Raw genomic sequence first — 22,860 nt, forward strand, 5'->3', positions numbered from 1 at the left:
ACCTGGGCGCCGGTGTCGGAGTTGGGCTTGAGCAGCACCGGGTTCATGTCGGTGTGCGGCGCCAGCCCGCAGGCCTGGGCCTGCAGCGCCTGGGCGCGGCCGATCTCGCCGCCGTCGGCGGTGACCGCACTGTTCAGCGCCATGTTCTGCGGCTTGAACGGCGCCACGCGCACGCCGCGCCGGTGCAGGCTGCGGCACAGGCCGGCGGCGACCGTGCTCTTGCCGGCGTCCGACGTGGTGCCCTGGATCATCAGCGCGTGCGGCGCAACGCCGTTCACGGATGTGCTCCCAGCTTGTCGCGCAGCTGCGCGGCGGCGCGTTCGCTCGCCACCAGCACCAGCTTCATCATCGCCCTCGTGGCGCCGACGAAGAGTTTGCGCAGCGTGCGTTCGTCCAGCGTTTCGAAGTCGATTTCGGCGAGGATGACCGCCGGCGCCGACTGCCCCTTGAAGCGGTACACCGATTCGATCAGCACTTCGCCGCCGGAATACTCCGGCTGGCCGAGCAGGTCGTACTGGCCGGTGAAGCTGCGCAGCGCGTTGGCGCCGAGGCGGTCGTGGCGCAGCAGTTCCGACTGTTCGCGGCCGCGCCAGCTGATGATGGCGACGTCCTGCGCATGAAAGCCGGCGGCGAAGCACAGGCGTATCGCCTCCTTCACGCGGGTGGTCAGCGGATGGGCGGTGTCGTAGGCGAGCAGTTCGACCTCGTCCGCCTCGAACGGCGATGCCGCCTCGATATGCTCGGCGGCCGGCAGCAGCGCCTGCAGCATGCGCACCACCGGTCGCGGGCTGCGGAAATTGCTGTGCGCGCGCAGCGTGACCCAGCCGGGCAGCTCGATCGGGGGGCGCGCGTACAGGTTCTGCATCGGGTCTTCGAGCCAGATGCGGCGCGCGTCATCATCGGCGGCATGGCGCCACAGCTGCTGCGCCCAGTCGGCGGAAAAGTCCTGCCCCTCGTCGACGATGATGGAATCGAAGCGCAGGTCGTCCGGCACCTCGAGTTCACCGGCGCGTGCGATCAGCGCGTCGAAGGCGTCCGGCTTGGCGTAGTCCGGCCGCTCGCCGTGTGCGGCGAGCACGCGTTCGCACAGGTGGTGGAAGGTGCAGGCCAGGCCGCCTTCCGGCGCGATGTGCGCGAGATGGTCGGCCAGCGGGCGGTTGAAACAGACGTAGAGCGGGCGGCGGCCGGCCGCGATGGCGGCGCTGTACTCGGCCAGCGCCAGCTGGGTCTTGCCGGAACCGGCGGTGCCGACGACTCGCAGCCGGTAAGGGTCGAAGTCGAGCGCGCGCGCCCACTGCGACAGGCCGCCCGCGACACGGGTGATGCGCTCGCGCGCGATACCCAGCCGCGCGGCGACGTCCGGCTCCAGCTTGATCTCGTCGCGCAGGAAGCGGTGCACCTCGGGCGCGTGCCCGCTGTGTTCGCCTGGCGGCAGGATGGCGCGGATGCGCGGTATTAGCTGATCGCGCACCGCGGCGTCGACGATGCGTTCCGGTTCGATGCCAGCGGTATGTGCCTGGCGCACGAAGTAGTCGGGGCAGTACAGCAGGTACTCGATGCGCGGCACCGGGCCGCCGAGCCGCGCGGCCAGCCGTGCCTGCAGCGCGGTGCGCGAGCGCGCGATGCCGACCGCGACATTGCGGTCGCGACCGCGCCGGCGCGAACTGAGACCCTGCGGCCCTTCTTCGAGGAAGCCGCTGCGCTGTTCGATGGCCAGCAGTTCGCCGGCGGCATTCACCACGACGAAGTCGATGTCGCCGTAGATCGAGAAGCCGCCCTCGTCCAGCCGCGTCCAGTGCACGCCGTGGTAGACGGTGTAGGCGGCCGGCAGGCCGCGCTCGAGCAGCGCCAGCGTCGCCAGCTCGCGTTCGGCCGCGCCGCCGGCCTCGCCCGCCGCGAGTTCTCGCCAGCCGTCGGGAATGACTTTCGCCACTGCAGGATCCTGATTCGGAAAGCCGCGAGCTTACACGGCCGGCAGGCTGTTCTTATCCACAACATCTGTGGACAAGATGCAGCGCGTCGTCACGGCAGCCGCGCCGGCTGAGGGTGTCAATAGGGTTGCCTCATTTTTGGGCAGGTACGTCGAAGCCAGGGGATTCGCCTCCGGCCGCGTCGCGCACCGATGACCACGACATGGATCGCGGCAGACCGCGTCGCGTCATCCACAGCATCTGTGGACAAACTTGTTAGCGAAAGATGTATAGACGCCGCAATCGCGCGCGGGAGGCCGGTGTCAACGGTGTTGCCTATTTATTGGGCAGCGGTGACGAAATAAGTTTTCGCGCGATGTGGCGCGGCGTCGTGCGTGCGGACCGGCGGGCGATGCCTTGCTTCCGATACGTCGTCTAATCAGGGCCGCGCGCACCGAGCAGTTCGTCGTGGTTCTCGGCCACCATTTCCTCGTAGCCGGTGAGCGGGTCGATCTCGCGGCGGATTTCCCAACCGCTGGCGATGCCGAGCACCAGTTCCATCGTCGTGCGCACGATGCTGCCGGCAAGCAGATGACCGCCGGTCACCTGTCCGTGGGCGTCGGCCACCGACATGTGCAGATGCACGCCGTGCGCGCTGATCGTGCCGGACAGCGTGAGCAGTTCGCTGTCGCCGTCGATCACCGTCGGTGTATCCCGCCCGGCCAGCCGCAGCATGGCCGGTGACAGGCTGCCGACCGCCGACAGCACGAATGCGGCGCCGAGGTCCTGCCGCTTCGCCCAGTGTTCGAGACTGCGCCGCAGGTCGTCGCCCGGGCGCAGACGCTCGATGTGTACGGTCATCATTCCCGCTCTCCTCAGCCGAAGGGACGCACGCCGATCAGCAGGCCGTGCAGCCAGAACGCGAACACGGCCCAGCCGGCGATGCCGGCCAGCACCACCTTCAGGTCGCCGGCCGCCGAGCCGGGCGGCACCGGCAGATGTGCTTCGCGTCGACGCAGCAGCGTGAAGGACAGCACCGCCCACACGAGGAAGCTGCCGAACATGAGCAGGTCGGCCAGCGTACCGTTGGCCAGCAGGTGAGCGAAGGCCCAGATCTTCACCGACGCAGCCAGCGGCTGGCGCAGCCGGGCGGCGATGCGCGAACCCGGCAGCAGCGAAGCCGCCAGCAGCACGAACGAAGGCAGCATCAGCAGCGCAGCGGCGTGGCGCGACCACACCGGCGGTATCCACAGCCACAGCGGCTGGGACCGCGCCTCGCCATAGCCCCAGATCAGCAGCACCAGGCCGACGAGCGACGCGCCCGAATGCAGCAGGCGCCAGCGCGTCGCGCCGTGCCGCGCTATCACCTGCTCGCGCAGGCCGGGCGCCACCAGCCGCAATGAGTGCACACCGATCACCAGCACCAGTCCCGCGATCAACCCGATCATGTCCGTCCTCCTCGACCAGACGCGAGGGTAACCGAAGCGCGCCTGCCGGATTTGTCCTACACGCGCCCACCGCGACGGATGACAGGCGCACACCCGTCCGCTGCCCATACTGGGCTCGTGTCATGCAGACGGAGATACCCATCATGACTGGACGCATGCTGATGTCGGCACTGGCCGGCGCACTGACCGTGATCGCCCTGCTCGCCGCCTATGAACTGGGTCGCACAGGACGTATCGACGCGTCACCGTCGGGTGCCGCCGTCGCGCTGTCGTCGCTGGACGGTCGCGAAGTGTTCGACACCGAGGGCGCGACCGTGGGCGTGGTGGAACAGACCATCTCGGCCCGCCACGGCGAACGATCCGCCCGTTACGCCATGGTGCGCATCTCGCGCGGCAGTGACGCGGGCCTGCGTCTTGCGGTACCGGATTACCGGCTGCAGCCGGTCGAGGACGGACTGATGCTGACGCTGGACGTCGATGAAGAAGGCGACTTCCAGCCGACGGTTGCGCAGCTGCGCAATCGCACCTGAATCCCACACTGAACGACAGGAGACGACGATGAACAGACTGATCACCCTGATGCTGATGTGCGCTGGCCTGGCTCTGGCAGGCTGCAACACGATCGCAGGCGCCGGCAAGGACATCGAATCCGGCGGCGAGAAGGTCCAGGACACCGCCCGCGACGTCCAGCAAAAGATGTAGTCCTGATGTTGATGCTGTTGAAGTAGCTGCTCCGTTTCACTCCTCCTTGCGCTCGCCCGGTCCGCTCGCGGAACCGGGCGTTTTTTTGTCGACGCGCGGTCAGCGGAGAGGACGGGTGGCGGTCGGTGCGACGCCGGACTCCTGGTATTCGACGTCGCCGTCCTTGGCCCACACCCAGTGCGGCTCGCCGGCCGGTGTTTCGTAAATGGCGCCCGCCGGCACCGCCACCACGGCGGTCTCGTCGACGCGTTCGCCGAAGCCGACGTACAGCGTGCCGCTGAGCACGGTCGTATAACGGGTGTCCGGATGGGTGTGCGGCGGGAAGCGCCCGCCCGCCGCCAGGCGCACGCGCAGCAGGTAGGGTCCGGCGCCCTGTTCCGAACCGACCAGCCAGGCGGCTTTCAGCGCCGGAACCGCCGGCGGGCTGAACCAGGTGGCCTGCTCCGGCCGCAGCGGCTGCGGCGGGGTCTGTGCCGCGACCGCGCCACTCAGCAGGGCAACGGTCAGCGCGATCATCGCTTTATGCATCGACGGCTCCTTACTGCTGCGCGCGATCGGTGCGCAGCGGCGTATGGACGTTGTGCCGCGCGCGCTCGTTCTCGGCCGCATCGAGTGCCGCGGCCGCCAGCCGGCGGCCATATTCGATCAGCGGCGCAGCCAGATGGAATTCGTGGAACTGGCAGGTGTTCTTCGGCACGCTGATGACAACGTCCGGCCAGAACACCGCGAGGTGCTGGCGGGTGATCGCGGCCTGCATGGTTTCCAGCGAACGCATGAGCACGTCGGACATCGCCAGACCGGTCTCGACCGGCTTGGCGTCGCCGTTGCCGCCCGGCAGATAGCCGCGCAGCCGCGCCAGCAGGCCGGGGGATACTTCGGCAGGCAGCTTCTGCAGCGGCGGCGGCTCGACCGATTCGCCATTCAGGTCGACCACGACGGTGAGGTCGGTCAGCGTGCGTTGGGTCGGTGCCACCGGCACCGGGTTGAGCAGGCCGCCATCGACCAGCGTGCGACCGCGGTAGGCGTGCGGCGTGAAGATGGACGGTATGGCCATGGAGGCGCGCATCGCTTCGAACAGCGGACCGTCGGTGAACCACACCTCGCGCCCGCGCTCGATGTCGACCGCCACCGCGGTGAAGTCCAGCGGCAGGCTTTCGATGTCGCAGTCGCCGATCAGCTCGCGCAGCCGCGTCATCAGCAGCGTGCCGCGGATCAGGCCGCCGCCGGAGAAGGTCCAGTCGAGCAGGCGGAACACGTCGGACTGGACGAGGCCGGTCACCCACTGCTCGTAGGCGTCGAGCCCGCCGGCAGCGTGAATGCCGCCGACCACGGCGCCCATCGACGAACCGGAGATCGCGCGGATGTCGTAGCCACGTGCCAGCAGTTCGCGGATGACGCCGATGTGCGCAAGGCCGCGGGCGCCACCGGAACCCAGCACGAGGGATACGGTTTTCTTCACTTCGCTCATCGGCCGCAGTGTAGCGCCGCGCGGCTCGCCGGCTACGCGGACTTGCCTGCGAGGTCGAGACAGGTCAGATGCAGTCGCAGGTCGAACTCGTACTGGTGATAGCGCGGCTCCATGTGCTCGCACAGCGCATAGAAACTCTTGTCGTGCTCGCGCACCTTCAGGTGCGCCAGCTCATGCACGACGATCATCTTCAGGAACTCCGGCGCGCAGTCGCGGAACAGCGTGGCGACGCGGATTTCCCGCTTGCTCTTGAGCTTCGCGCCCTGCACGCGCGAAATCGTGGTCTGCGTGCCGAGCGCCTTCGCCACCAGGCCGAGGCCGCTGTCGTACGCCACCTTGGCGACCGGAGGCGCGGTGCGCAGGTGGCGGTTCTTCAGTTCGAGCACGTAGTCGTACAGCGCGGAATCGCTGCGTATGTCGTGACGCTCCGGGTAGCGCACGCGCAGGGTTTCGGCCAGCCTGTCCTGCTCGATCAATGCGCGCACCTGATCCTGGATGTGGGCCGGATAGGCCGACAGGTACTTCAGTACCGTCATCAGGCGACCTGATTGGCCGCGGTGCGCCGGCGTTCGGCCGCCAGCACGCGTTCGGCGTCGAGCGACGAGATGGCGATGCGGGTGTCGGCCGGTATCGCGCCGGCCAGCTGCAGCGCCATGTAGCGACCGCAGCAGACGCGCAGGAAGGAGGTGAAGTTGGCCGGCAGCAGATGGGCACCGTCGCCGCCGCCCGCCTCGGCCAGTTCGTCGTACAGCTTCGAAATGAGGCGCGGCAGCGTCAGCCCGTCGCGCGCGCCGATCTCTTCCAGCACGTCCCAGAACTGGTTCTCCAGTCGGATGCTGGTGGCGACGCCGCGCAGCCGCAGCGAACGGCTGCGCATCACATACAGTTCGGGGTCGGCGCGGATGAAGATCTGGCACATGGGTGACACCTCCTGCGCCTATTGTAGACAGCGCAGCGGAACGCACACGCCCCGCCGCGCCGTTCGCTCACTCGATGCGCGTGCCGAGCACCGCGAGGAACTGCGAAATCCACGCCGGGTGCGCCGGCCAGGCAGGCGCTGTGACGAGGTTGCGATCAGTCACCGCGCCGTCGATGGCGATGTCGGCGTAGCGGCCACCCGCAAGTTCGACCTCTGCGCGGCAGGCCGGGTAGGCTGAGCACAGGCGGCCTTCGAGCACCTTGGCGCCGGCCAGCAGCTGGGCGCCGTGGCAGATGGCGGCGATCGGCTTGTCGGCCAGTGCGAAGTGACGGACGATGGCCAGCACCTTGTCGTCCATGCGCAGGTATTCAGGCGCACGACCGCCCGGGATGACCAGCGCGTCGTAGTCCTCGGCCTTCACCGTATCGAACGTGGCGTTCAGCGTGAAGTTATGGCCGCGCTTCTCGGAATAGGTCTGCTGACCTTCGAAATCGTGAATGGCGGTGGCGATCTGGTCGCCCGCCTTCTTGTCCGGACACACCGCATGCACGGTGTGGCCGACGGCCAGCAGCGCCTGGAAAGGCACCATGATTTCGTAGTCCTCGACGAAATCGCCGGCCAGCAACAGGATTTTCTTCGCCTTCATGTCCGTCCTCCTCGCGTGAAGCGCGCAACGCGCGCAGGTCGCTAACGTGCTACGGACGGAAGGGCTCGGGGTGGTATTCCGTTAACACATGAGGCGCATGCGGCCGTAGCTGATCGACGGCCGTTGTCGGGGTCAGAAGACCCCTCCCACAGCACCGCGCACCTGGTTCGGCTAGCGGCCCGGGCGCACGCGCCGTGGGAGCGGCCTTGGCCGCGACACGGCAGCTGCGCTCCTGCGCCGCCTCAGTCCTTGAACGCCTCGACCGGGATGTTGATCACCACCGTGTCGCCGATGCCCGGCAGGTACTTGGTCATGCCGAATTCCGAACGCTTCAGGGTGGTCGAGATGTCGGCACCGCACAGCGCCTTCTTGTTGATCGGGTGGGTGCCGCAGGCGAAGCCCTTGACGTCCAGACGCACCGGCCGGGTCACGCCGAGCAGCGTGAAATCGCCCTCCGCGCCGACCAGCTTGTCGCCTTCGTACATCAGCTTCGTCGACTTGAAGGTCATGTTCGGAAACTTCTCGACGTTGAAGAAATCCTCGCCGCGCATGTGCTTGTCCCAGGCTTCGAGGCCCATGTCGACCGAAGCGCTGTCGATCGTGACCTCGATGCTGCCGCTCTTCTGCGCCGGCACCAGCATGATCTTGCCGGTCACGTTGTTGAAACGGCCGCGCTGCGTCGAGAAGCCGAGGTGGTTGACCTCGAACACCGGAAAGGTGTGGCGGCTGTCGATGGTGAAGCTATCGGCGGCCATCGCGCCGGCGGTCATGGACAGGCCGGCGAATGCGCCGAACAGGGCAACAGCGATCTTCTTCATGCAGGAACTCCTTCTTATTGATGTACGGGCGCGCCGCAGTCGGGCGCGTCCGGGGGATTACTTGCCGGCGACGGCGAGCCGAAAGCGGATCTGCACCTCGTCGGCGACCACCGAGGTGTCACCCCAGGCGCCGGTGCCGACTCCGTAGTCAAGGCGCTTGAGCGGGAAACTGCCCTCGAGCACCGCACCGGCACCCTCCGGTTTCAGCGTGAAGGGCGCGGCCACCTCGCGCGTCTTGCCCTTGATGCTCATCTGGCCGCGTACTTCGAACCTGTTGTTGCCCAGCGGCTTGACCGAGGTGGACACGAAGCGCGCCGTCGGGAACTGCTTCACGTCGAACCAGTTCTTGCCCTTCACCTCGTCGTTGGCTTCCGGGCCACCGGCATCGATCGACGCCAGTTCGATGTCCAGCGTGGCCTTGCCGGCCTCGGGTTTGGTCGGATCGAAATCAAGCGTCGCGGCAAACTTGCGGAAGGTGCCGTCGACCGACACCCCCATCTGCTGCGACACGAAGGCCAGCGAACTTTTCTCGGGCAGCACACGGCTGTAGGTGCCGGCCGCCAGCGCCGGCACGGCCAGTGCCAGACCCGCAGCGATCACGGTCGACCGGCACACGGCCGTGAAATTCGGGAAGGTCATGAGCTCTCCATATAAGTCGCACACCGTTGTTGATGCGCGATGACGGGAAAAATTCCGCGGCCGCAGTCAGCCCTCGCGTGCGGCAAGCCGGCTTTCAAGATCGGCAACACGCGCTTCCAGCGCTTCGAGCTGGGCGCGGGTGCGGGCCAGCACCTCTCTCTGCACGTCGAATTCCTCGCGCGTAACCAGATCGAGGCGGGAAAACATGGCGCTGGCCATCGCCTTGGCGTTCTTTTCCAGATCGCGGGCCGGGCTGGCGGCAATCAGTTCGGAAAAACGGCTGGACAGCTCCTCGAGCATCTTGGGATTGAGCATGGCGACCTCCTGCAGTTAGGGATTCAACGCGTCACCCCGGCGGGACGCCGACGCGACGAACGTTCGCCGCGCATTGTGCCGGCAAGCGGCAGCCGGCGCGACCATCGCGGCGACGCCATTCATGACATCGCGGTGCATTTCCGGGCATGCGGGCACCGAATTCGCGCACGGAATGTAAGGCCATGTATTCACGCACCGACTTGGTGCGAGTCGGATTTGTCGCGCGTGAACTTGGGGCAAGGCCGTTGCATGGATCACGGCGCCGCTGTGGGACATGATCACAAACCATTGAAATTATTGATGTTTGCTTGCTGGCACGGTCCGTGCAATGGAGGCTGAGCAGTTTTCCCTAACATCAAGGAGTGAACACTCATGCAAAAGACTCTGATCGCCGCCGCCCTCGCCAGCGCGCTGGCCGTGCCCGCCTTCTCCGTCCATGCCGAAGAGCCGGCCAGCCCGCACACCTTCACCGGCAACGTCGGTCTGTTCAGCCAGTACGTGTTCCGCGGCATCAGCCAGACCAACGAAGACATCGCACTGCAGGGCGGCTTCGACTACTCGCACGCCAGCGGCTTCTACATTGGCACCTGGGCTTCATCCAGTTCGTGGCTGTCTGATTCGGAGAGCATTACCGGCTACCGCTCGAGCAGTCTTGAGACGAATACATACGGTGGCTTTAGGGGCAACATCAGAGCTACTGACTTTAGCTATGACATAGGTCTTCTCCAATATATATATCCTGGCAGCCGGACATCCGGATTCGTCAACGCTGACACACTCGAAGCCTATGCCGCAATTGGTTGGCAGTTTCTGTCAGCGAAGTACTCTTACAGCCTTGGTGACACCTTCGGCGTGAACAATGCCTCCGGCACTTGGTACCTTGACCTCCAAGCCAACTACTCGATCACCGACGCGCTGACGCTGAACCTGCACTACGGCATACAAGAATTCAGCGGCTCGAACGGCGGCGTGAGTAACGATTCCGTTGCTTCTTATGAAGACTGGAAGATCGGTCTTTCGTACGCGCTGCCGCAAAGCTTCACCGTCGGCGCCTATTACACTGACACCAGCATGAACAGCACCCAGAAGGCGTTCTACACGAACACTTCCCGCAAGTTCCTCGGTGACGACCAGTACGTCGTATTCGTTTCCAAGACCTTCTGATTTACAAACGCTTCGCGGCATCTGCCAGGGGAATGTCATGAAACTAGTCACTGCCATCATCAAGCCGTTCAAGCTTGACGAAGTGCGTGAGGCGCTGTCCGCCATCGGCGTGCAGGGCATCACCGTCACCGAGGTCAAGGGTTTCGGTCGTCAGAAAGGCCACACCGAGCTGTATCGCGGTGCCGAGTACGTCGTCGATTTCCTGCCGAAGGTGAAGATCGAAGCGGCGATCAGCGACGAGCTGGTCGACAGCGTCGTCGAAGCCATCGAAAAATCCGCCAGCACCGGCAAGATCGGCGACGGCAAGATTTTCGTATTCGATCTCGAACAAGTCGTCCGCATCCGCACCGGTGAAACCGGCGTCGATGCGCTTTAAGGGAGAACGGGAGATGAAGCGCTTTTTGAGCATCCTGTGCGCAACGCTGGCCATCGGCCTGGCAGCGCCTGTCATGGCAGAAGACCCCCCGGCAGCGCCGGTCGCGGCAGAAGCGGCCGCACCGGCCGCCGACGCCCCGGCGGCGCCCGAGGCAGCACCGGTGGCCGCCGAAGCAGCACCGGCTGAAGCGGCTCCGGCCGAAGAAGTGAAGGCCGAAGTCCACAAGGGCGACGTGGCATGGATGCTGGTATCCACCGTGATCGTGCTGTTCATGGCCCTGCCCGGCCTGGCGCTGTTCTACGGCGGCATGGTGCGCGCCAAGAACATGCTGTCGGTGCTGATGCAGGTGATGGTGGTGTTTTCGCTGATCGGCGTGCTGTGGGTCATCTACGGCTACAGCCTCGCCTTCACCGAGGGCACGCCCTTCATCGGTTCGCTGGACAAGCTCTTCCTGAGCGGTGTCTCGGTCGAATCGCTGGCTGACACCTTCAGCCCCGCCGTGAAGCTGCCCGAGTACGTGTTCATCATGTTCCAGCTGACCTTCGCCGGCATCACCGCCGCGCTGATCGTCGGTTCGTTCGCCGAACGCGCCAAGTTCTCGGCGGTGCTGCTGTTCTCGGTGCTGTGGTTCACCTTCTCCTACATCCCGATCGCCCACATGGTGTGGGGTGCCGGTGGTTACCTGCTGGGTCACGGCGCGCTCGACTTCGCCGGCGGCACGGTGGTGCACATCAACGCCGGTGTCGCCGGTCTGGTGGGTGCCTACATGGTCGGCAAGCGCATCGGCTACGGCAAGGAATCGATGGCACCGCACTCGCTGGTACTGACCATGGTCGGTGCGTCGATGCTGTGGGTGGGCTGGTTCGGCTTCAACGCCGGCTCCAACCTGGAAGCCAACGCCAACACTGCGCTGGCCGCCATCAACACGATGATTGCCGCCGCTGCTGCTACGGTTGCCTGGATCGCCGCCGAAGCCATCTTCAAGGGCAAGCCGTCGATGCTGGGTGCCGCTTCCGGCTCGATCGCCGGTCTGGTTGCCATCACCCCGGCCTGCGGTACCGTCGGCCCGATGGGTGCACTGGTGATCGGTCTGCTGGCTGGCGTGATCTGCCTGTGGGGCGTGAATGGCCTGAAGCACATGCTCGGTGCCGATGACTCGCTCGACGTGTTCGGCGTGCATGGTGTCGGCGGCATCGTCGGCGCCATCCTGACCGGCGTGTTCACCGCGCCGTCGCTCGGCGGCACCGGTGCCGAGGACTTCGCGATGGGTGCCCAGGTCGGCATCCAGGCAATGAGCGTGGTGATCACCATCGTGTGGTCGGGCGTCGTGTCCTTCATCGCCTACAAGCTGGTCGACATCTTCATCGGCCTGCGTGTGCCGGAAGACGAAGAGCGTGAAGGTCTGGACGTGACCGCCCACGGCGAAACCGCCTACCGCCTCTGATACGAACACTCCCCCAGCAATGGTTCGGGCGCCTTCGGGCGCCCGTTTTTTTTTGTGCGTGCACGGTGTCAGCGAGGCCTAGGCCGGCGCGTGCTGTCCGTCGCCAGCGAGGCATGCGCGTTGATCGATCTCGTGCCCGACCCGCGGTTGCGGGTTAGCATCATGGCCCCTGCTGCCCTCAGCGCCGCGGGGGACGGCAACGAGGGCGCCCGCCGAGGCGCCCCGGATTGAACGAGGACACCGCACGTGAACACCTTTGCCCTGCGCAGCATGGCTGCGCTGATTGCCCTGAGCGCGAGCACCTTCGCCGCTGCGCAGGAGGACAGCTTCCCCACGGAAGAGCGCGCACGGCTGCGCGACCAGGCCGCTGCGCTGAAGCAGCAGGCACGCACGCAACAGGAAGCAGCCCGCATTGCGCGCGACGAGGGCTATGCCGCCTGCTGGCAGCGCACGCTGGTGTCGTCCTGCATCGAGGACACCGACGAAGCCTATCGCCGCAGCGTGGGTGAGGCGCGCAAGCTGGAAATCCAGGCCAGCGACATCGAGCGCGACATGCGCACCCGCGCCGCCGAAGTTCGCCGCGCGGAAAAGCAGCGTGCGGCCGAAGCGCGCCGGGACAAGTCGATCGAAATGAGCGTCAAGACGCGCGAACAGGAGGCGCAGCGTGCGCAGGATGCAGCCGCCCGCGCCGACAAGGACGCCGAAATGGCGGCCCAGGCCGAGGCGCGCGAACGCGCTCAGGCAGAGCGCGACGCCGCGCAGGCGGCCAAGCGCAAGCGCGAGGACGCGCGTGCCGCCGAGCGCGCCGCCGACCAACGGCGCAAGGCGGCGAAGATCGACGAGCGCGTACAGCGCCGCGAAGAGGAGCGCGCCCGCCGCGAGGCCGAGGCGGCAGCGAAGGAAGCCGCCAAGGACGCCAAGGAAACCACCGAGACGGGCGCGAAGCCCTGATCAGTTCGGCGTGTGGTGACCGCCAGGCGCGGCGTGGTGCGTACCGGACGCAGCATGGTGATGCAGCGCCGCGTGATCCGGTTCGTGCGGCAGCCGGTGACCGACCCACTGCGGCAGCAGTGACCCACCCACCATGCCGACCATGCTGACGACCAGACCGATCAGCTGCGGCGGTACCAGGCTCGCTTCACCGACCAGGATCTCGATCAGCAGCCATGACATCAGCCCGCCGATGATGGCCGCCAGCGCGCCCTGGGTCGTCGCGCGTTTCCAGAAGGCACCGAAGAACAGCGGCACGAAGGCGCCGGCCAGCGTCACCTTGTAGGCGTTCTCGACCATGCCGAAGATGCTGGTTTCCGAATTGAGCGCGACCAGCAGCACGACGCTGGCGAAGCCGACGATGGCGCCGCGCATCACGAACAGCAGCTGACGGTCGCTCATGCGCGGGTAGAAGCCCTTCACGATGTTCTCGGCAAAGGTGACCGAGGGCGCCAGCAGTGTCGCCGACGAACAGCTCATGATGGCCGACAGCACGGCGCCGAAGAACAGGATCTGCGCGATCAGCGGCGTGTGCTGCATCACCAGCGTCGGCAGCACGCGCTGCGAATCCTCCTCGATCAGCGCGCCGAAGGTGGCCGGATCGATCAGCGTCGCCGAATAGGCGATGAACATCGGCACGAAGCAGAAGCAGAAGTAGATGGTCGCGCCGAGCACCGAACCACCGACGGCCACCTTGGCCGACTTTGCCGAGGTGACGCGCTGGAACACGTCCTGCTGCGGAATCGAACCCAGCATCATGGTGAGCCAGGCGCCGATGAAGGTGATCCACAGCCAGGGGTCGGCCGGCGGGAAGAAATCGAGCTTGCCGGCTGCCGACGCGTGCTCGATCACCGGCGCCACGCCGCCGGTCAGGCCGCTGATGATGTAGGCGATGTAGAGCAGGCCGCCCATCGACACCGCCATCTGCACGAAGTCGAGGATGGCCACCGAGAACATGCCGCCGAAGGTGGTGTAGGTGAGCACGATGACCGCGCCCAGCACCATGCCCGCCTCCTGGCTCACGGCGCCGTTGGTCACCATGAAGAAGATGAGGCCCATGGCCTTGATCTGCGCCGCCACCCAGCCGAGGTAGGACACGACGATGCACATCGAGGTGATCGCCTCCACCGTGCGGTTGTAGCGCATGCGGTAGTAGTCGCCGACGGTCAGGATGTTGAGCTTATAAAGCTTCGAGGCGAAGAAGAAGCCAGCGATGATGAGGCACATCGACGAACCGAAGGGGTCGGCCACGACACCGCCCAGACCTTCGGTGACGAACTGCGCCGACACGCCGAAAACCGCCTCGGCACCGAACCAGGTGGCGAACACGGTGGCGGTGACCACCGGCAGCGGCAGGCTACGCCCGGCGACCGCGAAGTCCTTCGCGTTATGAACGTTCTTCGACGCGTACAGGCCGATGCCGACCGACACCATCAGATAGAGCACTACGAACCAGATCAGCATGAACGCCCCGGCGGAACATTGCGCGGCGCGGCACGACGCCGCGCGAGCGCAATGATAGCGGCGCGCAAACGCTGATGGGCAAAGGAAAGCGGCAGTTTTTCGATCAGGCCGAAAGTGAATAGCGCGAGGCGGCCGGCAGCGCCGTGTCGGCCACCATTTCGAGCACCACGCGGCCCTCGACCCGCAGGCCGGACAGATGGATGTGCAGGTGGGTGACCAGCGCGTTCTGCAGCGATTCGTCGACGCCGAAAGCGCAATCGCGCGACGACAGCGCGACGCGCGGCTGCGTCGCTTCGACCTTCCAGCCGAAGGCGCCGGCGAGGCCACCGCTGCAGGCACCGATGACGATGCTGCCGGCTTCGGCCAGCGCGTCCTGTTCGAGTTCGGTCAGTTCGTCGGAGACATCGGCCAGACCGAGCATGCGCCGCACGATGAGCAGCGCGCCCTCCTCCGGCAGCGCAAGCAGCGCTTCGGCCGCCTGGCCGTCAGCGGTGCGCATGCGCTGCGCGACCACGCACAGGCGGCCGCCGCTGAATTCGTCGAGCGCGCACAAGCTGCGCTGCAGCGACTCGCGGTCGGCCAGCGCGACATGCGAAACCGACATGCCGACGCGTTCGGACACGATTTGCGAAAAGGTCAGCGCCGCGCCATGTACCGAGCGGGTCATCGACCCGGCCAGCGCGCCGAGGCGTGCGGGGTGAGCCGGCGTCATCGCGCGTCCTCCGGGCGGGACGCCGTGCAGCCTTGATGCGTATCTACCGTGGTCGTTTTCATCGTTGTGATCTCGCGGCATGAAGGATCACTAACGACGGGGCGGGCGCTGACTTGAGGGCGCCGCTTCGGGTGTTCTTCCCGACCACGGCAGACGTGCTGCCGATGACTCCTACAGACCGGCGGCGATGCGCCAGATTTCGAGACCGATCAGCACCGCGACCAGCGCGCTCAGTATGCGCAGCCAGCGCAGCTGGCGACGGCTGCGCCGCTCGATGATGATGGGGTCGTGCAAGGCGTCGTGGGCGGCGGCCTGGCTCAGCACGCGGTGCGCCAGACGGGGCAGCTCGGGCATCGTCAGCGCCCAGCCCGGCGCCTCTTCGACCAGCTTGCGGCGCAGCGCGCGCCAGCCCATCTGTTCGCTCATCCAGCGCTCGAGGAAGGGCTTGGCCGTCTTCCACAGATCCAGTTCCGGATCGAGCTGACGGCCCAGGCCTTCGATATTGAGCAGCGTCTTCTGCAGCATTACCAGCTGAGGCTGGATTTCGACGTTGAAGCGGCGCGATACCTGGAACAGGCGCAGCAGCGTGCGGCCGAACTCGATTTCCTTCAGCGGCTTGTCGAAGATGGGCTCGCAGACGGCGCGGATCGACGCTTCGAATTCGTCTACCCGAGTGCCGCGCGGCACCCAGCCGGCGTCGACGTGGGCCTGCGCGACGCGCTTGTAGTCGCGCTGGAAGAAGGCGAGGAAGTTCTGCGCCAGGTAGTTCTTGTCGACGTCCGTCAGCGTGCCCATGATGCCGAAGTCGAGCGCGATGTACTGGCCGTCCGGTGCGACGAAAATGTTGCCCGGATGCATGTCGGCGTGAAAAAAGCCGTCGCGGAACACCTGGGTGAAAAAGATTTCGACGCCGGCGCGCGACAGCGCGGCCATGTCTACGCCCTGGGCGCGCAATGCGTCGACCTGCGAGATGGGCAGACCGTGCATGCGCTGCATCACCATCGCGCCCGGACCGCAGTAGTCCCAGTACACCTCTGGCACGGCGAGCAGCGGCGAATCGCGGAAGTTGCGGCGCAGCTGCGAACAGTTCGACGCCTCGCGCATCAGGTCCAGCTCGTCGCCGAGATGCTTGGAAAACTCCGCCACCACCTCGCGCGCCTTCAGCCGGCGGCCTTCCGACCACACGCGTTCGAGCAGCGTGGCGGCGGTTTCCATCAGCGCGATGTCGTTGGCGATGACGTGCTCGATGCCCGGCCGCAGCACCTTGACCGCCACTTCCTCACCCGTCGGCAGCACTGCGAAATGCACCTGGGCGACCGAGGCCGACGCCACCGGCTGCGTTTCGAAGCTGCGGAAGACCTGCGCCAGCGGCTTGCCGTAGAAGGTTTCGAGGCGGGCGATCGCCTGTTCCGACGGAAAGGGCGGCACGCGGTCCTGCAGCTTGGCCAGTTCGTCGGCCAGATCGGGCGGCAGCAGGTCGCGCCGCGTCGACAGCATCTGGCCGAACTTGACGAAGATGGGGCCGAGCGCCTCCAGCGCCTGACGCAGACGCACCGCGCGCGGCGCGTCGAATCGGCGGCCCAGCCGGGTGACGCGCAGCAGACCGGCGAAGCGCAGCTTGCTGCCGGCGTCGATCAGCATCTGGTCGAGCCCGAAACGCAGGCTGACGGTGACGATCTTGAGCAGTCGCAACCAGCGCATCGGTTCAGCCCTTCACCGCGGGCAGCGGATCGGCAGGGGTCGGACGGGCGGCGTGAAACGTCATGTTGCTAAATTCGGCAGCGGCGCGGGAGCGCGCACTGTACAAGAAGGCCTGCCGCCCCGGAAGCCGCGCGCGGCGGGCCTCCACGGGCTCGCGTTATACTTCGCGGTCTTCAAATGCTTCTGCGCTTCGCGCCCTCGTTCCATTCATGACCCCCGAACTGCGCCAGGAACTGACCCGTCTGCTGCATGCCTCGCTCGCCAGCGTGGCACCTGACCTCGCCGCGCCCGACATCATCCTTGATCGCCCGAAGCAGGCCGCGCATGGCGACCTCGCCTGCAACGTCGCGCTGCAGCTGGCCAAGGCGCTGAAGCAGAACCCGCGCGTGATCGCCGAACGCATCGTGCGCGAACTGCCGCCATCCAACGTGATCGAGCGTGCCGAGGTGGCAGGCGCGGGCTTCATCAACTTCTTCTTCAGCGCATCAGTGAAGCAGGCCATCGTCGGCCGCATCCTCGCCGAACGCGAACGCTACGGCCGCTCGGACAGCGGCGCCGGGCGGAAGGTGCAGATCGAATTCGTGTCGGCCAATCCGACCGGCCCGCTGCACGTCGGTCACGGCCGCGGCGCGGCCTATGGCTCGGCGCTGTCCAATCTGCTGGAAGCCGCCGGCTACGCGGTGACGCGCGAGTTCTATGTAAACGACGCCGGCCGCCAGATGGACATCCTGGCCGTGTCGGTATGGCTGCGCTATCTCGAAACCCAGGGCACCGCCGTAAAATTCCCGGCCGACGGCTACCGCGGTGACTACGTGCGCGACATCGGCGCCGAACTGTTCATCCAGCAGGGCACACGACTTAACCGCCACACCGGCGACCTGCCCGACGCTTCGCAGCCGGGCGACACCGCCGACGCCATGCTTGACGCGCTGATCGCCGCCGCCAAGAAATCGCTCGGCGACGACTGGTGGACGGTGCACCGCTTCGCGCTCGACGCGATGCTGGCCGACCAGCGCAACGACCTCGGCGAATTCCGCGTGCACTACGACGTGTGGTACTCGGAACAGTCGCTGCACACGAATGGCGCGGTCGATCGCGCGGTGAAACGCCTGCAGGACGCCGGCCACATCTACGAACAGGACGGCGCGCTGTGGTTTCGCTCCACCCATTTCGGTGACGAGAAGGACCGCGTGGTCCGCCGCGACAACGGCGCGTACACGTATTTCGCGTCCGACATCGCCTACCACGCCGAGAAATTCGCGCGCGGCTTCGATCTGGTGATCGACGTCTGGGGCGCCGATCACCACGGCTACATCCCGCGCGTGAAGGGTGCGCTCGCCGCACTCGGCGAAAACCCGGACAAGCTCGAAATCGCACTGGTGCAGTTCGCCGTGCTCTACCGCGGCGGCGAGAAGGCGGCCATGGGCAAGCGCTCGGGCGACTTCGTCACGCTGCGCGATCTGCGCGCCGAGGTGGGCAACGACGCCGCCCGCTTCTTCTACGTGCTGCGCAAGAGCGACCAGCACCTGGATTTCGACCTCGATCTGGCCAAGTCGGAATCGAACGACAACCCGGTCTATTACATCCAGTACGCGCACGCGCGCATCTGTTCGGTCATCCGCGAAGCGGTCGCCAACCACGCGCTCGACCTGTCGCTGCTGCAGGGCGTGCCGGTGGACAGCCTGTCCGGCGAGAAGGAACTGCTGCTGGCACAGCGTCTGGCCGAGTTCCCGGACGTGATCACGGCCGCGGTGGCCGACCGTGCACCGCACTCGGTTGCCTTCTACCTGCGCGACGTGGCGTCGGACTTCCACGCCTTCTACAACGCCTCGCGCATGCTGGTGGACGATCTGGCCGTGCGCGAAGCCCGCCTCGCGCTGGCGGCGGCCACCCGGCAGGTTATCGCCAACGGCCTCGCCCTGCTCGGCGTGTCCGCCCCGGAAACAATGTAAATGGCCAAGGCCCCAGCGAAGAAATCATCTGCACGCAAGAGCCGCGGCGGCACCGTGGTCGGCATCTTCATCGGCTTGGTGCTCGGTGTGGTGCTGAGCGCCGGCGTCATGTGGTACATCAATGGCTCGTCGCTGCCGCTGCAGGTGCGCGGCAGCGCGCCGCCACCGGCGCAGCCGCCGACCGAGCCGGCCGCACTGCCGGGCAAGCCCGGCGACAAGGCCCCCGCGAAGCCACGCTTCGACTTCTACGAAACCCTGCCCGGCAACACGCCGGCACCGGCCGCCGCGCCGGAGGCAAAGCCGGCTCCTGCCGCGGAGCCGCCGGCAGCCGCACAGCCGCCGGCGTCGCTGCTGCTGCAGGCAGGTGCTTTCTCGTCGGAAGAAGAAGCGGACAACCTGCGCGCCCGTCTTGCGTTGATCGGTCTGGAATCTTCGGTGCAGAAAGGTACGGTGCCCGGCAAGGGCACGCTGTACCGGGTGCGCCTGGGCCCCTTCGCCAACGCGGAAGACATGCAGCGCGTACGCGCTGACCTTGCACAGAACGGAATCGACGCGTCGATTGTCCGATGACATCGATTCAGAATAAGGAGACAGCATGAAATTCGGATTCAAAGCCCTTGCCGCGCTGGCCGTCGCCGGCTTCATGTCCATCGGCACCGCCACCGCCGCGCCGCTGACCGACAAGGACTACCGTGAAATCAAGCCGGCGCAGTCCACCGAGCCGGGCAACAAGGTCGAAGTGATCGAGTTCTTCTGGTACGGCTGCCCGCACTGTTTCGACCTCGAGCCGACGCTGAAGAAGTGGCTGGCCAAGCTGCCGGCCGACGTCACCTTCAAGCGCGTACCGGCGATCTTCCGCCAGTCCTGGGTGGCCGGCGCGCAGACCTACTACACGCTGGAAACCATGGGCGAACTGGATCGCATGCACGGCAAGGTGTTCGACGCCATCCACGTGGATCGCCAGGCCTTCAACGACATCGGCACCATCGCGACGTGGATGAGCAAGAACGGCATCGACGGCAAGAAGTTCGAAGACACCGCCAAGTCCTTCGCCGTGTCGGGCAAGGTGCAGCGCGCGCAGCAGATGAGCGCCGCCTACCAGCTGACCGGCGTGCCGGCGCTGGTGGTCGATGGCAAGTACATCGCGCTGGGCAACAGCTTCGACGGCATGCTCGCCAACCTCGACGCGCTGATCGACCGCGCCCGCGCCGAGCGCGCCGCTGCCGGCAAGAAGTGAAGCCGGACGGTTCGACGATGACGACGGGTGCCCACGCGGCACCCGTTGTTTTTTTGACCGGCGCGTCCACCGGTATCGGCGAGGCCCTCGCACGCCATTACGCGGCACAGGGCGCGACGCTGGGCCTGGTCGCACGCCGCGCGGCGCTGCTCGATAAGGTCACGGCCAGCCTGCCGGGTCGGCACCTCCAATACGCCGCGGACGTGCGCGACACCGACGCGCTGCGCGCCGCGGCGGAGGATTTCATCGCCCGCGTCGGCGTGCCCGACGTCGTCATCGGCAACGCCGGCGTATCGGTCGGTACGCTGACCGGCGAACAGGAAGACCTGCCTGCGTTCGAGGCGGTGTTCGACATCAATATGCTGGGGCTGATACGCACCTTCGCGCCCTTCGTGAAACCGATGCAGGCGCGCGGCTCGGGCACGCTGGTGGGCGTCGCGTCCGTCGCCGGTATCCGCGGCCTGCCCGGTGCCGGCGCCTACAGCGCGTCGAAGGCGGCGGCGATCAGCTACCTGGAAAGTCTGCGCGTCGAACTGCGCGGCAGCGGCGTACGGGTGAAGACGCTGTGCCCCGGCTACATCGACACGCCGATGACCGAGAAAAACCCCTACCCGATGCCCTTCATGCTCGAAGCCGCCGACGCCGCCGAACGCTTCGCCCGCTTCATCGACGGGCCACGCAGCTATGCCGTCATTCCGTGGCAGATGGGCATCGTCGCCAAGTTGATGCGGCTGCTGCCCAACCCGGTGTACGACGCGCTGGCGGCGAAGTCAGGGCGCAAGCCGCGCGGCACGCTGTAGGGCCGACACAAGACCCAGGCCGCAGGATTCAAGGGAGACGGAACGGCGATGCGGCCGTGGCAAAGCGTGAGGTGACCGGTCATTTCCACAGTGCGTGGAAGTGGTGCACCGGACCGCGCCCCCTGCCGACCTCCAGCTGGTACGCGGCGGCCAGCGCGGCACCCAGATAGTCTTTCGCCTGGCGCACCGCGCTCACCACGTCCGTGGTCGGCAGCAGCGCTGCCGCAGCGGCGGCCAGCGTGCAGCCGGTACCGTGATCGTGGGTGGTAACGATGCGCTGGGCCGGCAGCGCTAGTTCGACGTCGGGGCCGGCGAGCAGATCCGTACTGTGCGGCGCGCGCAGATGGCCGCCCTTCAGCAGCACCCACTGCGGTCCGTGCGCGCGCAGCGCGGTCAGCATGTCGCGCATGTCGTCCAGCGTCTGCGGCGCCGGGCGGTCGAGCAGCACCGCCGCTTCCGGCAGATTGGGCGTGATCAGCGTAGCCAGCGGCAGCAGCTCGTCGCGCAGCGCAGCCACCGCGTCCGGCAGCAGCAGATGGTCGCCGCTCTTGGCCACCATGACCGGATCGACCACCACCGGGCAGCGCGCATACCGCCGCAGCCGGTCCGCCACCACGCAGGCGATCGCCGCGTTGGCGATCATGCCCACCTTCACCGCATCGACCCGCACGTCGTCGAACACCGCGTCGATCTGCTCACCGACGAAATCCGGCTCCAGCGCCACGAAGCTGCGCACCCCGCAGGTGTTCTGCGCCACCACCGCGGTGATCGCACTCATGCCATAGGCACCGAGCGCGGAAAAGGTCTTGAGGTCGGCCTGTATGCCGGCGCCACCGGTCGGGTCGGTGCCGGCGATGGTGAGGACGTTGGGGATCATGGAAAGGGTTTCAGCGAGCGGGCGATCATGATGGCGCAAGCGGGGCGCGGCGGTCGAATCCGCATATATCGAAGTGGCGGGTACGCCCCGCGTCACCGTGTTCAGTTGCGGACACTCGTTATATCGTCTGCGTACATAGCATCGGATCGAGGCCAAGCCATGACCGCCAGCACCGTATTTACCCACAACCGCACCCAGGCCGTGCGCCTCCCTGCCGAGGTGCAATTTCCTGAAGAGGTGAAGAAGGTTGTCGTCCGGGTCGCCGGCCGGGAACGCATCATTTCGCCGGTGGGCGCGGTGTGGGACAGTTTCTTCCTCGGCGGCTCAAACATACCCACCGACGATTTCATGAACGAACGCGCCAGCCAGGATCAGCCGGCGCGCGAAGTCGAGCGTGTGCCGGGGCTGTTGAGCGAGAACGGGCTGTAAGGACCCGATCAGCCCCTCGACACCGACGACCTCCCGATCGGGCACGCCCGTAGAAATCCGTCCGAACGCGACAGCGGTGAGCCCTGCCCCACTCACCCGGTTTACGACACGCGTGATCCGGGAGCCGCTCATCCGCAAGGCTGCCCGGTAAGCGCACACGTGCTACGCTGTACTGACGATGTAACACGTGAGACGGCGCCATGAGCGATGCCACCTTTACCTTCCGGGTCGAAGAATCCCTGAAGAATGACTTCACCGCAGCCGCGAAGTCCCGTGACCGGAGCAGTGCGCAGTTGCTGAGGGACTTCATGCGCGATTACGTCCGGCAGCAGCAGGACTCCGCCGAACACGACGCCTGGTTCCGCCGCCAGGTGCAGGCCGGACAGGACGCCGCGAACGCTGGCGAGCTGCTGCCCGCGGAAGAAGTCGAAGCCGAAGCCGCCGCATGGCGTGCCGGAACACGCGCCCAAGCCGCCGACAGATCTTGAAACTGTTGTGGACGCGGCTTGCTGCGCAGGACCGCCGCGACATCCGCACCCATATCGCGCGAGACAACCCAGCCGCTGCGGCGGCACTCGACCAGTCGATCTCCGACAGCTCCGCCCGCCTGACTGCCCACCCAATCCTCGGCCGGGAAGGCCGCGTTGCCGGAACGCGGGAGCTGGTGATTCATCCGAACTACGTCGTGGTCTATGACCTCACCGCCGATTGCGTGCGCGTATTACGGGTGCTGCATGCGCGCAGACAGTGGCCGGAGGGTCGATCCTAGGAAGAAGATTGCGTGCCCAGGGCGTTGGGGTGCCCATCCATCAGGGCGCCTCTTGTTGTGCAAGGGTTCAGGACGTGACA

Annotated in this window: 29 protein-coding genes; 13 read left to right on the forward strand and 16 right to left on the reverse strand. The window is 66.5% G+C overall.

The window, feature by feature from the left end; genetic code table 11:
* The 4 genes from IV112_RS17525 to IV112_RS17540 all read right to left on the reverse strand — a co-directional run.
* The coding region (locus tag IV112_RS17525; protein ID WP_304005772.1) for an AAA family ATPase at window positions 1-251 on the reverse strand (251 nt) is incomplete at its 3' end.
* Between the two features lie 23 nt (window positions 252-274).
* Window positions 275-1,933 carry an ATP-dependent helicase gene (locus IV112_RS17530; protein WP_304005672.1) on the reverse strand — a complete coding sequence of 553 codons (1,659 nt, stop codon included), beginning with the start codon at window positions 1,931-1,933 and terminating at the stop codon, window positions 275-277.
* A gap of 412 nt (window positions 1,934-2,345) precedes the next feature.
* Complete coding sequence (locus IV112_RS17535) at window positions 2,346-2,774, reverse strand: PPC domain-containing DNA-binding protein (RefSeq protein ID WP_304005673.1); 429 nt, start codon at window positions 2,772-2,774, stop codon at window positions 2,346-2,348.
* Window positions 2,775-2,785: 11 nt separating this feature from the next.
* Window positions 2,786-3,358, reverse strand: a complete 573-nt coding sequence (locus IV112_RS17540) for an NnrU family protein (RefSeq protein WP_304005674.1) — start codon at window positions 3,356-3,358, stop codon at window positions 2,786-2,788.
* 143 nt (window positions 3,359-3,501) lie between these two features.
* On the opposite strand from IV112_RS17540, the gene IV112_RS17545 reads away from it, so the two are divergent.
* The gene (locus IV112_RS17545; RefSeq protein ID WP_232416096.1) at window positions 3,502-3,888 is read left to right on the forward strand and encodes a hypothetical protein; all 387 of its coding nucleotides are present in this window, start codon (window positions 3,502-3,504) and stop codon (window positions 3,886-3,888) included.
* A 28-nt stretch (window positions 3,889-3,916) separates the two neighbouring features.
* Complete coding sequence (locus tag IV112_RS17550) at window positions 3,917-4,060, forward strand: entericidin A/B family lipoprotein (RefSeq protein WP_019916159.1); 144 nt, start codon at window positions 3,917-3,919, stop codon at window positions 4,058-4,060.
* 99 nt (window positions 4,061-4,159) lie between these two features.
* On the opposite strand, the gene IV112_RS17555 is transcribed toward IV112_RS17550, so the two are convergent.
* The 8 genes from IV112_RS17555 to IV112_RS17590 form a co-directional block, all read right to left on the reverse strand.
* Window positions 4,160-4,588: a cupin domain-containing protein gene (locus tag IV112_RS17555; protein ID WP_304005675.1), complete on the reverse strand. Its 429-nt coding sequence runs from the start codon at window positions 4,586-4,588 to the stop codon at window positions 4,160-4,162.
* Between the two features lie 10 nt (window positions 4,589-4,598).
* Entirely contained in the window at window positions 4,599-5,528 is a 930-nt protein-coding gene (locus IV112_RS17560; RefSeq protein WP_304005676.1) for a patatin-like phospholipase family protein, read from the reverse strand.
* A gap of 32 nt (window positions 5,529-5,560) precedes the next feature.
* On the reverse strand, window positions 5,561-6,064 hold the full coding sequence (locus tag IV112_RS17565) for a M48 family metallopeptidase (RefSeq protein ID WP_304005677.1): 504 nt from the start codon (window positions 6,062-6,064) through the stop codon (window positions 5,561-5,563).
* On the reverse strand, window positions 6,064-6,447 hold the full coding sequence (locus tag IV112_RS17570; RefSeq protein ID WP_020166321.1) for a ribbon-helix-helix domain-containing protein: 384 nt from the start codon (window positions 6,445-6,447) through the stop codon (window positions 6,064-6,066). The genes IV112_RS17565 and IV112_RS17570 overlap by 1 nt, the downstream gene beginning before the upstream one ends.
* 67 nt (window positions 6,448-6,514) lie before the next feature.
* The gene (locus tag IV112_RS17575) at window positions 6,515-7,093 is read right to left on the reverse strand and encodes a DJ-1/PfpI family protein (protein ID WP_020166322.1); all 579 of its coding nucleotides are present in this window, start codon (window positions 7,091-7,093) and stop codon (window positions 6,515-6,517) included.
* 242 nt (window positions 7,094-7,335) lie between these two features.
* On the reverse strand, window positions 7,336-7,911 hold the full coding sequence (locus tag IV112_RS17580) for a YceI family protein (protein WP_304005678.1): 576 nt from the start codon (window positions 7,909-7,911) through the stop codon (window positions 7,336-7,338).
* Between the two features lie 57 nt (window positions 7,912-7,968).
* Window positions 7,969-8,550 (reverse strand): YceI family protein, encoded by a 582-nt coding sequence (locus IV112_RS17585; RefSeq protein ID WP_304005680.1) that lies wholly within the window; start codon window positions 8,548-8,550, stop codon window positions 7,969-7,971.
* 66 nt (window positions 8,551-8,616) lie between these two features.
* Window positions 8,617-8,865 carry an accessory factor UbiK family protein gene (locus IV112_RS17590; protein ID WP_304005682.1) on the reverse strand — a complete coding sequence of 83 codons (249 nt, stop codon included), beginning with the start codon at window positions 8,863-8,865 and terminating at the stop codon, window positions 8,617-8,619.
* Window positions 8,866-9,237: 372 nt separating this feature from the next.
* On the opposite strand from IV112_RS17590, the gene IV112_RS17595 reads away from it, so the two are divergent.
* From IV112_RS17595 to IV112_RS17610, 4 genes are all read left to right on the forward strand, one after another.
* A complete protein-coding gene (locus tag IV112_RS17595; protein WP_296813495.1) occupies window positions 9,238-10,029 on the forward strand; it encodes a TorF family putative porin in 792 nt (263 codons plus the stop codon).
* A gap of 37 nt (window positions 10,030-10,066) precedes the next feature.
* Window positions 10,067-10,405, forward strand: coding sequence for a P-II family nitrogen regulator (gene glnK / locus IV112_RS17600; RefSeq protein WP_018412627.1), 339 nt, complete (start codon window positions 10,067-10,069; stop codon window positions 10,403-10,405).
* 13 nt (window positions 10,406-10,418) lie between these two features.
* A complete protein-coding gene (locus tag IV112_RS17605) occupies window positions 10,419-11,849 on the forward strand; it encodes an ammonium transporter (RefSeq protein WP_296813493.1) in 1,431 nt (476 codons plus the stop codon).
* Window positions 11,850-12,095: 246 nt separating this feature from the next.
* Window positions 12,096-12,800 carry a hypothetical protein gene (locus tag IV112_RS17610; RefSeq protein WP_296813491.1) on the forward strand — a complete coding sequence of 235 codons (705 nt, stop codon included), beginning with the start codon at window positions 12,096-12,098 and terminating at the stop codon, window positions 12,798-12,800.
* Here the strand turns inward: IV112_RS17610 and IV112_RS17615 are convergent, their stop codons facing one another.
* The 3 genes from IV112_RS17615 to ubiB all read right to left on the reverse strand — a co-directional run bounded on the left by IV112_RS17615 (window position 12,801) and on the right by ubiB (window position 16,716).
* The gene (locus IV112_RS17615) at window positions 12,801-14,303 is read right to left on the reverse strand and encodes a sodium:solute symporter family protein (RefSeq protein WP_020166328.1); all 1,503 of its coding nucleotides are present in this window, start codon (window positions 14,301-14,303) and stop codon (window positions 12,801-12,803) included.
* Window positions 14,304-14,406: 103 nt separating this feature from the next.
* On the reverse strand, window positions 14,407-15,015 hold the full coding sequence (locus IV112_RS17620; protein WP_304005688.1) for a hypothetical protein: 609 nt from the start codon (window positions 15,013-15,015) through the stop codon (window positions 14,407-14,409).
* Window positions 15,016-15,186: 171 nt separating this feature from the next.
* Window positions 15,187-16,716 carry a ubiquinone biosynthesis regulatory protein kinase UbiB gene (ubiB, locus tag IV112_RS17625; RefSeq protein WP_020166330.1) on the reverse strand — a complete coding sequence of 510 codons (1,530 nt, stop codon included), beginning with the start codon at window positions 16,714-16,716 and terminating at the stop codon, window positions 15,187-15,189.
* 209 nt (window positions 16,717-16,925) lie between these two features.
* Between ubiB and argS the strand changes: the two genes are divergently transcribed.
* From argS to IV112_RS17645, 4 genes are read left to right on the forward strand one after another with little or no spacing between them, the layout of a single operon-like run.
* Window positions 16,926-18,668 (forward strand): arginine--tRNA ligase, encoded by a 1,743-nt coding sequence (argS, locus tag IV112_RS17630; protein WP_304005691.1) that lies wholly within the window; start codon window positions 16,926-16,928, stop codon window positions 18,666-18,668.
* Window positions 18,669-19,238 (forward strand): SPOR domain-containing protein, encoded by a 570-nt coding sequence (locus tag IV112_RS17635; protein ID WP_304005693.1) that lies wholly within the window; start codon window positions 18,669-18,671, stop codon window positions 19,236-19,238. It abuts the gene before it with no gap.
* A 25-nt stretch (window positions 19,239-19,263) separates the two neighbouring features.
* A complete protein-coding gene (locus IV112_RS17640) occupies window positions 19,264-19,905 on the forward strand; it encodes a thiol:disulfide interchange protein DsbA/DsbL (RefSeq protein ID WP_304005695.1) in 642 nt (213 codons plus the stop codon).
* Between the two features lie 17 nt (window positions 19,906-19,922).
* Window positions 19,923-20,705: an SDR family oxidoreductase gene (locus IV112_RS17645; RefSeq protein ID WP_304005697.1), complete on the forward strand. Its 783-nt coding sequence runs from the start codon at window positions 19,923-19,925 to the stop codon at window positions 20,703-20,705.
* A gap of 79 nt (window positions 20,706-20,784) precedes the next feature.
* Here IV112_RS17645 and thiD read toward each other — a convergent pair whose 3' ends face one another.
* On the reverse strand, window positions 20,785-21,582 hold the full coding sequence (gene thiD / locus IV112_RS17650; protein ID WP_304005699.1) for a bifunctional hydroxymethylpyrimidine kinase/phosphomethylpyrimidine kinase: 798 nt from the start codon (window positions 21,580-21,582) through the stop codon (window positions 20,785-20,787).
* A 159-nt stretch (window positions 21,583-21,741) separates the two neighbouring features.
* Here thiD and vapB point away from each other — a divergent pair, with 159 nt between their 5' ends.
* The 3 genes from vapB to IV112_RS17665 all read left to right on the forward strand — a co-directional run bounded on the left by vapB (window position 21,742) and on the right by IV112_RS17665 (window position 22,780).
* Window positions 21,742-22,011, forward strand: coding sequence for a type II toxin-antitoxin system VapB family antitoxin (gene vapB / locus IV112_RS17655; RefSeq protein ID WP_304005701.1), 270 nt, complete (start codon window positions 21,742-21,744; stop codon window positions 22,009-22,011).
* Window positions 22,012-22,211: 200 nt separating this feature from the next.
* Window positions 22,212-22,499, forward strand: coding sequence for a CopG family ribbon-helix-helix protein (locus IV112_RS17660; RefSeq protein WP_304005703.1), 288 nt, complete (start codon window positions 22,212-22,214; stop codon window positions 22,497-22,499).
* Window positions 22,496-22,780, forward strand: coding sequence for a type II toxin-antitoxin system RelE/ParE family toxin (locus tag IV112_RS17665; protein ID WP_304005705.1), 285 nt, complete (start codon window positions 22,496-22,498; stop codon window positions 22,778-22,780). The genes IV112_RS17660 and IV112_RS17665 overlap by 4 nt, the downstream gene beginning before the upstream one ends.
* The last annotated feature ends 80 nt before the right edge of the window (window positions 22,781-22,860 follow it).

The sequence above is a fragment of the Methyloversatilis discipulorum genome (genome assembly GCF_018780585.1).
Taxonomy (GTDB): Bacteria; Pseudomonadota; Gammaproteobacteria; order Burkholderiales; family Rhodocyclaceae; genus Methyloversatilis; species Methyloversatilis discipulorum_B.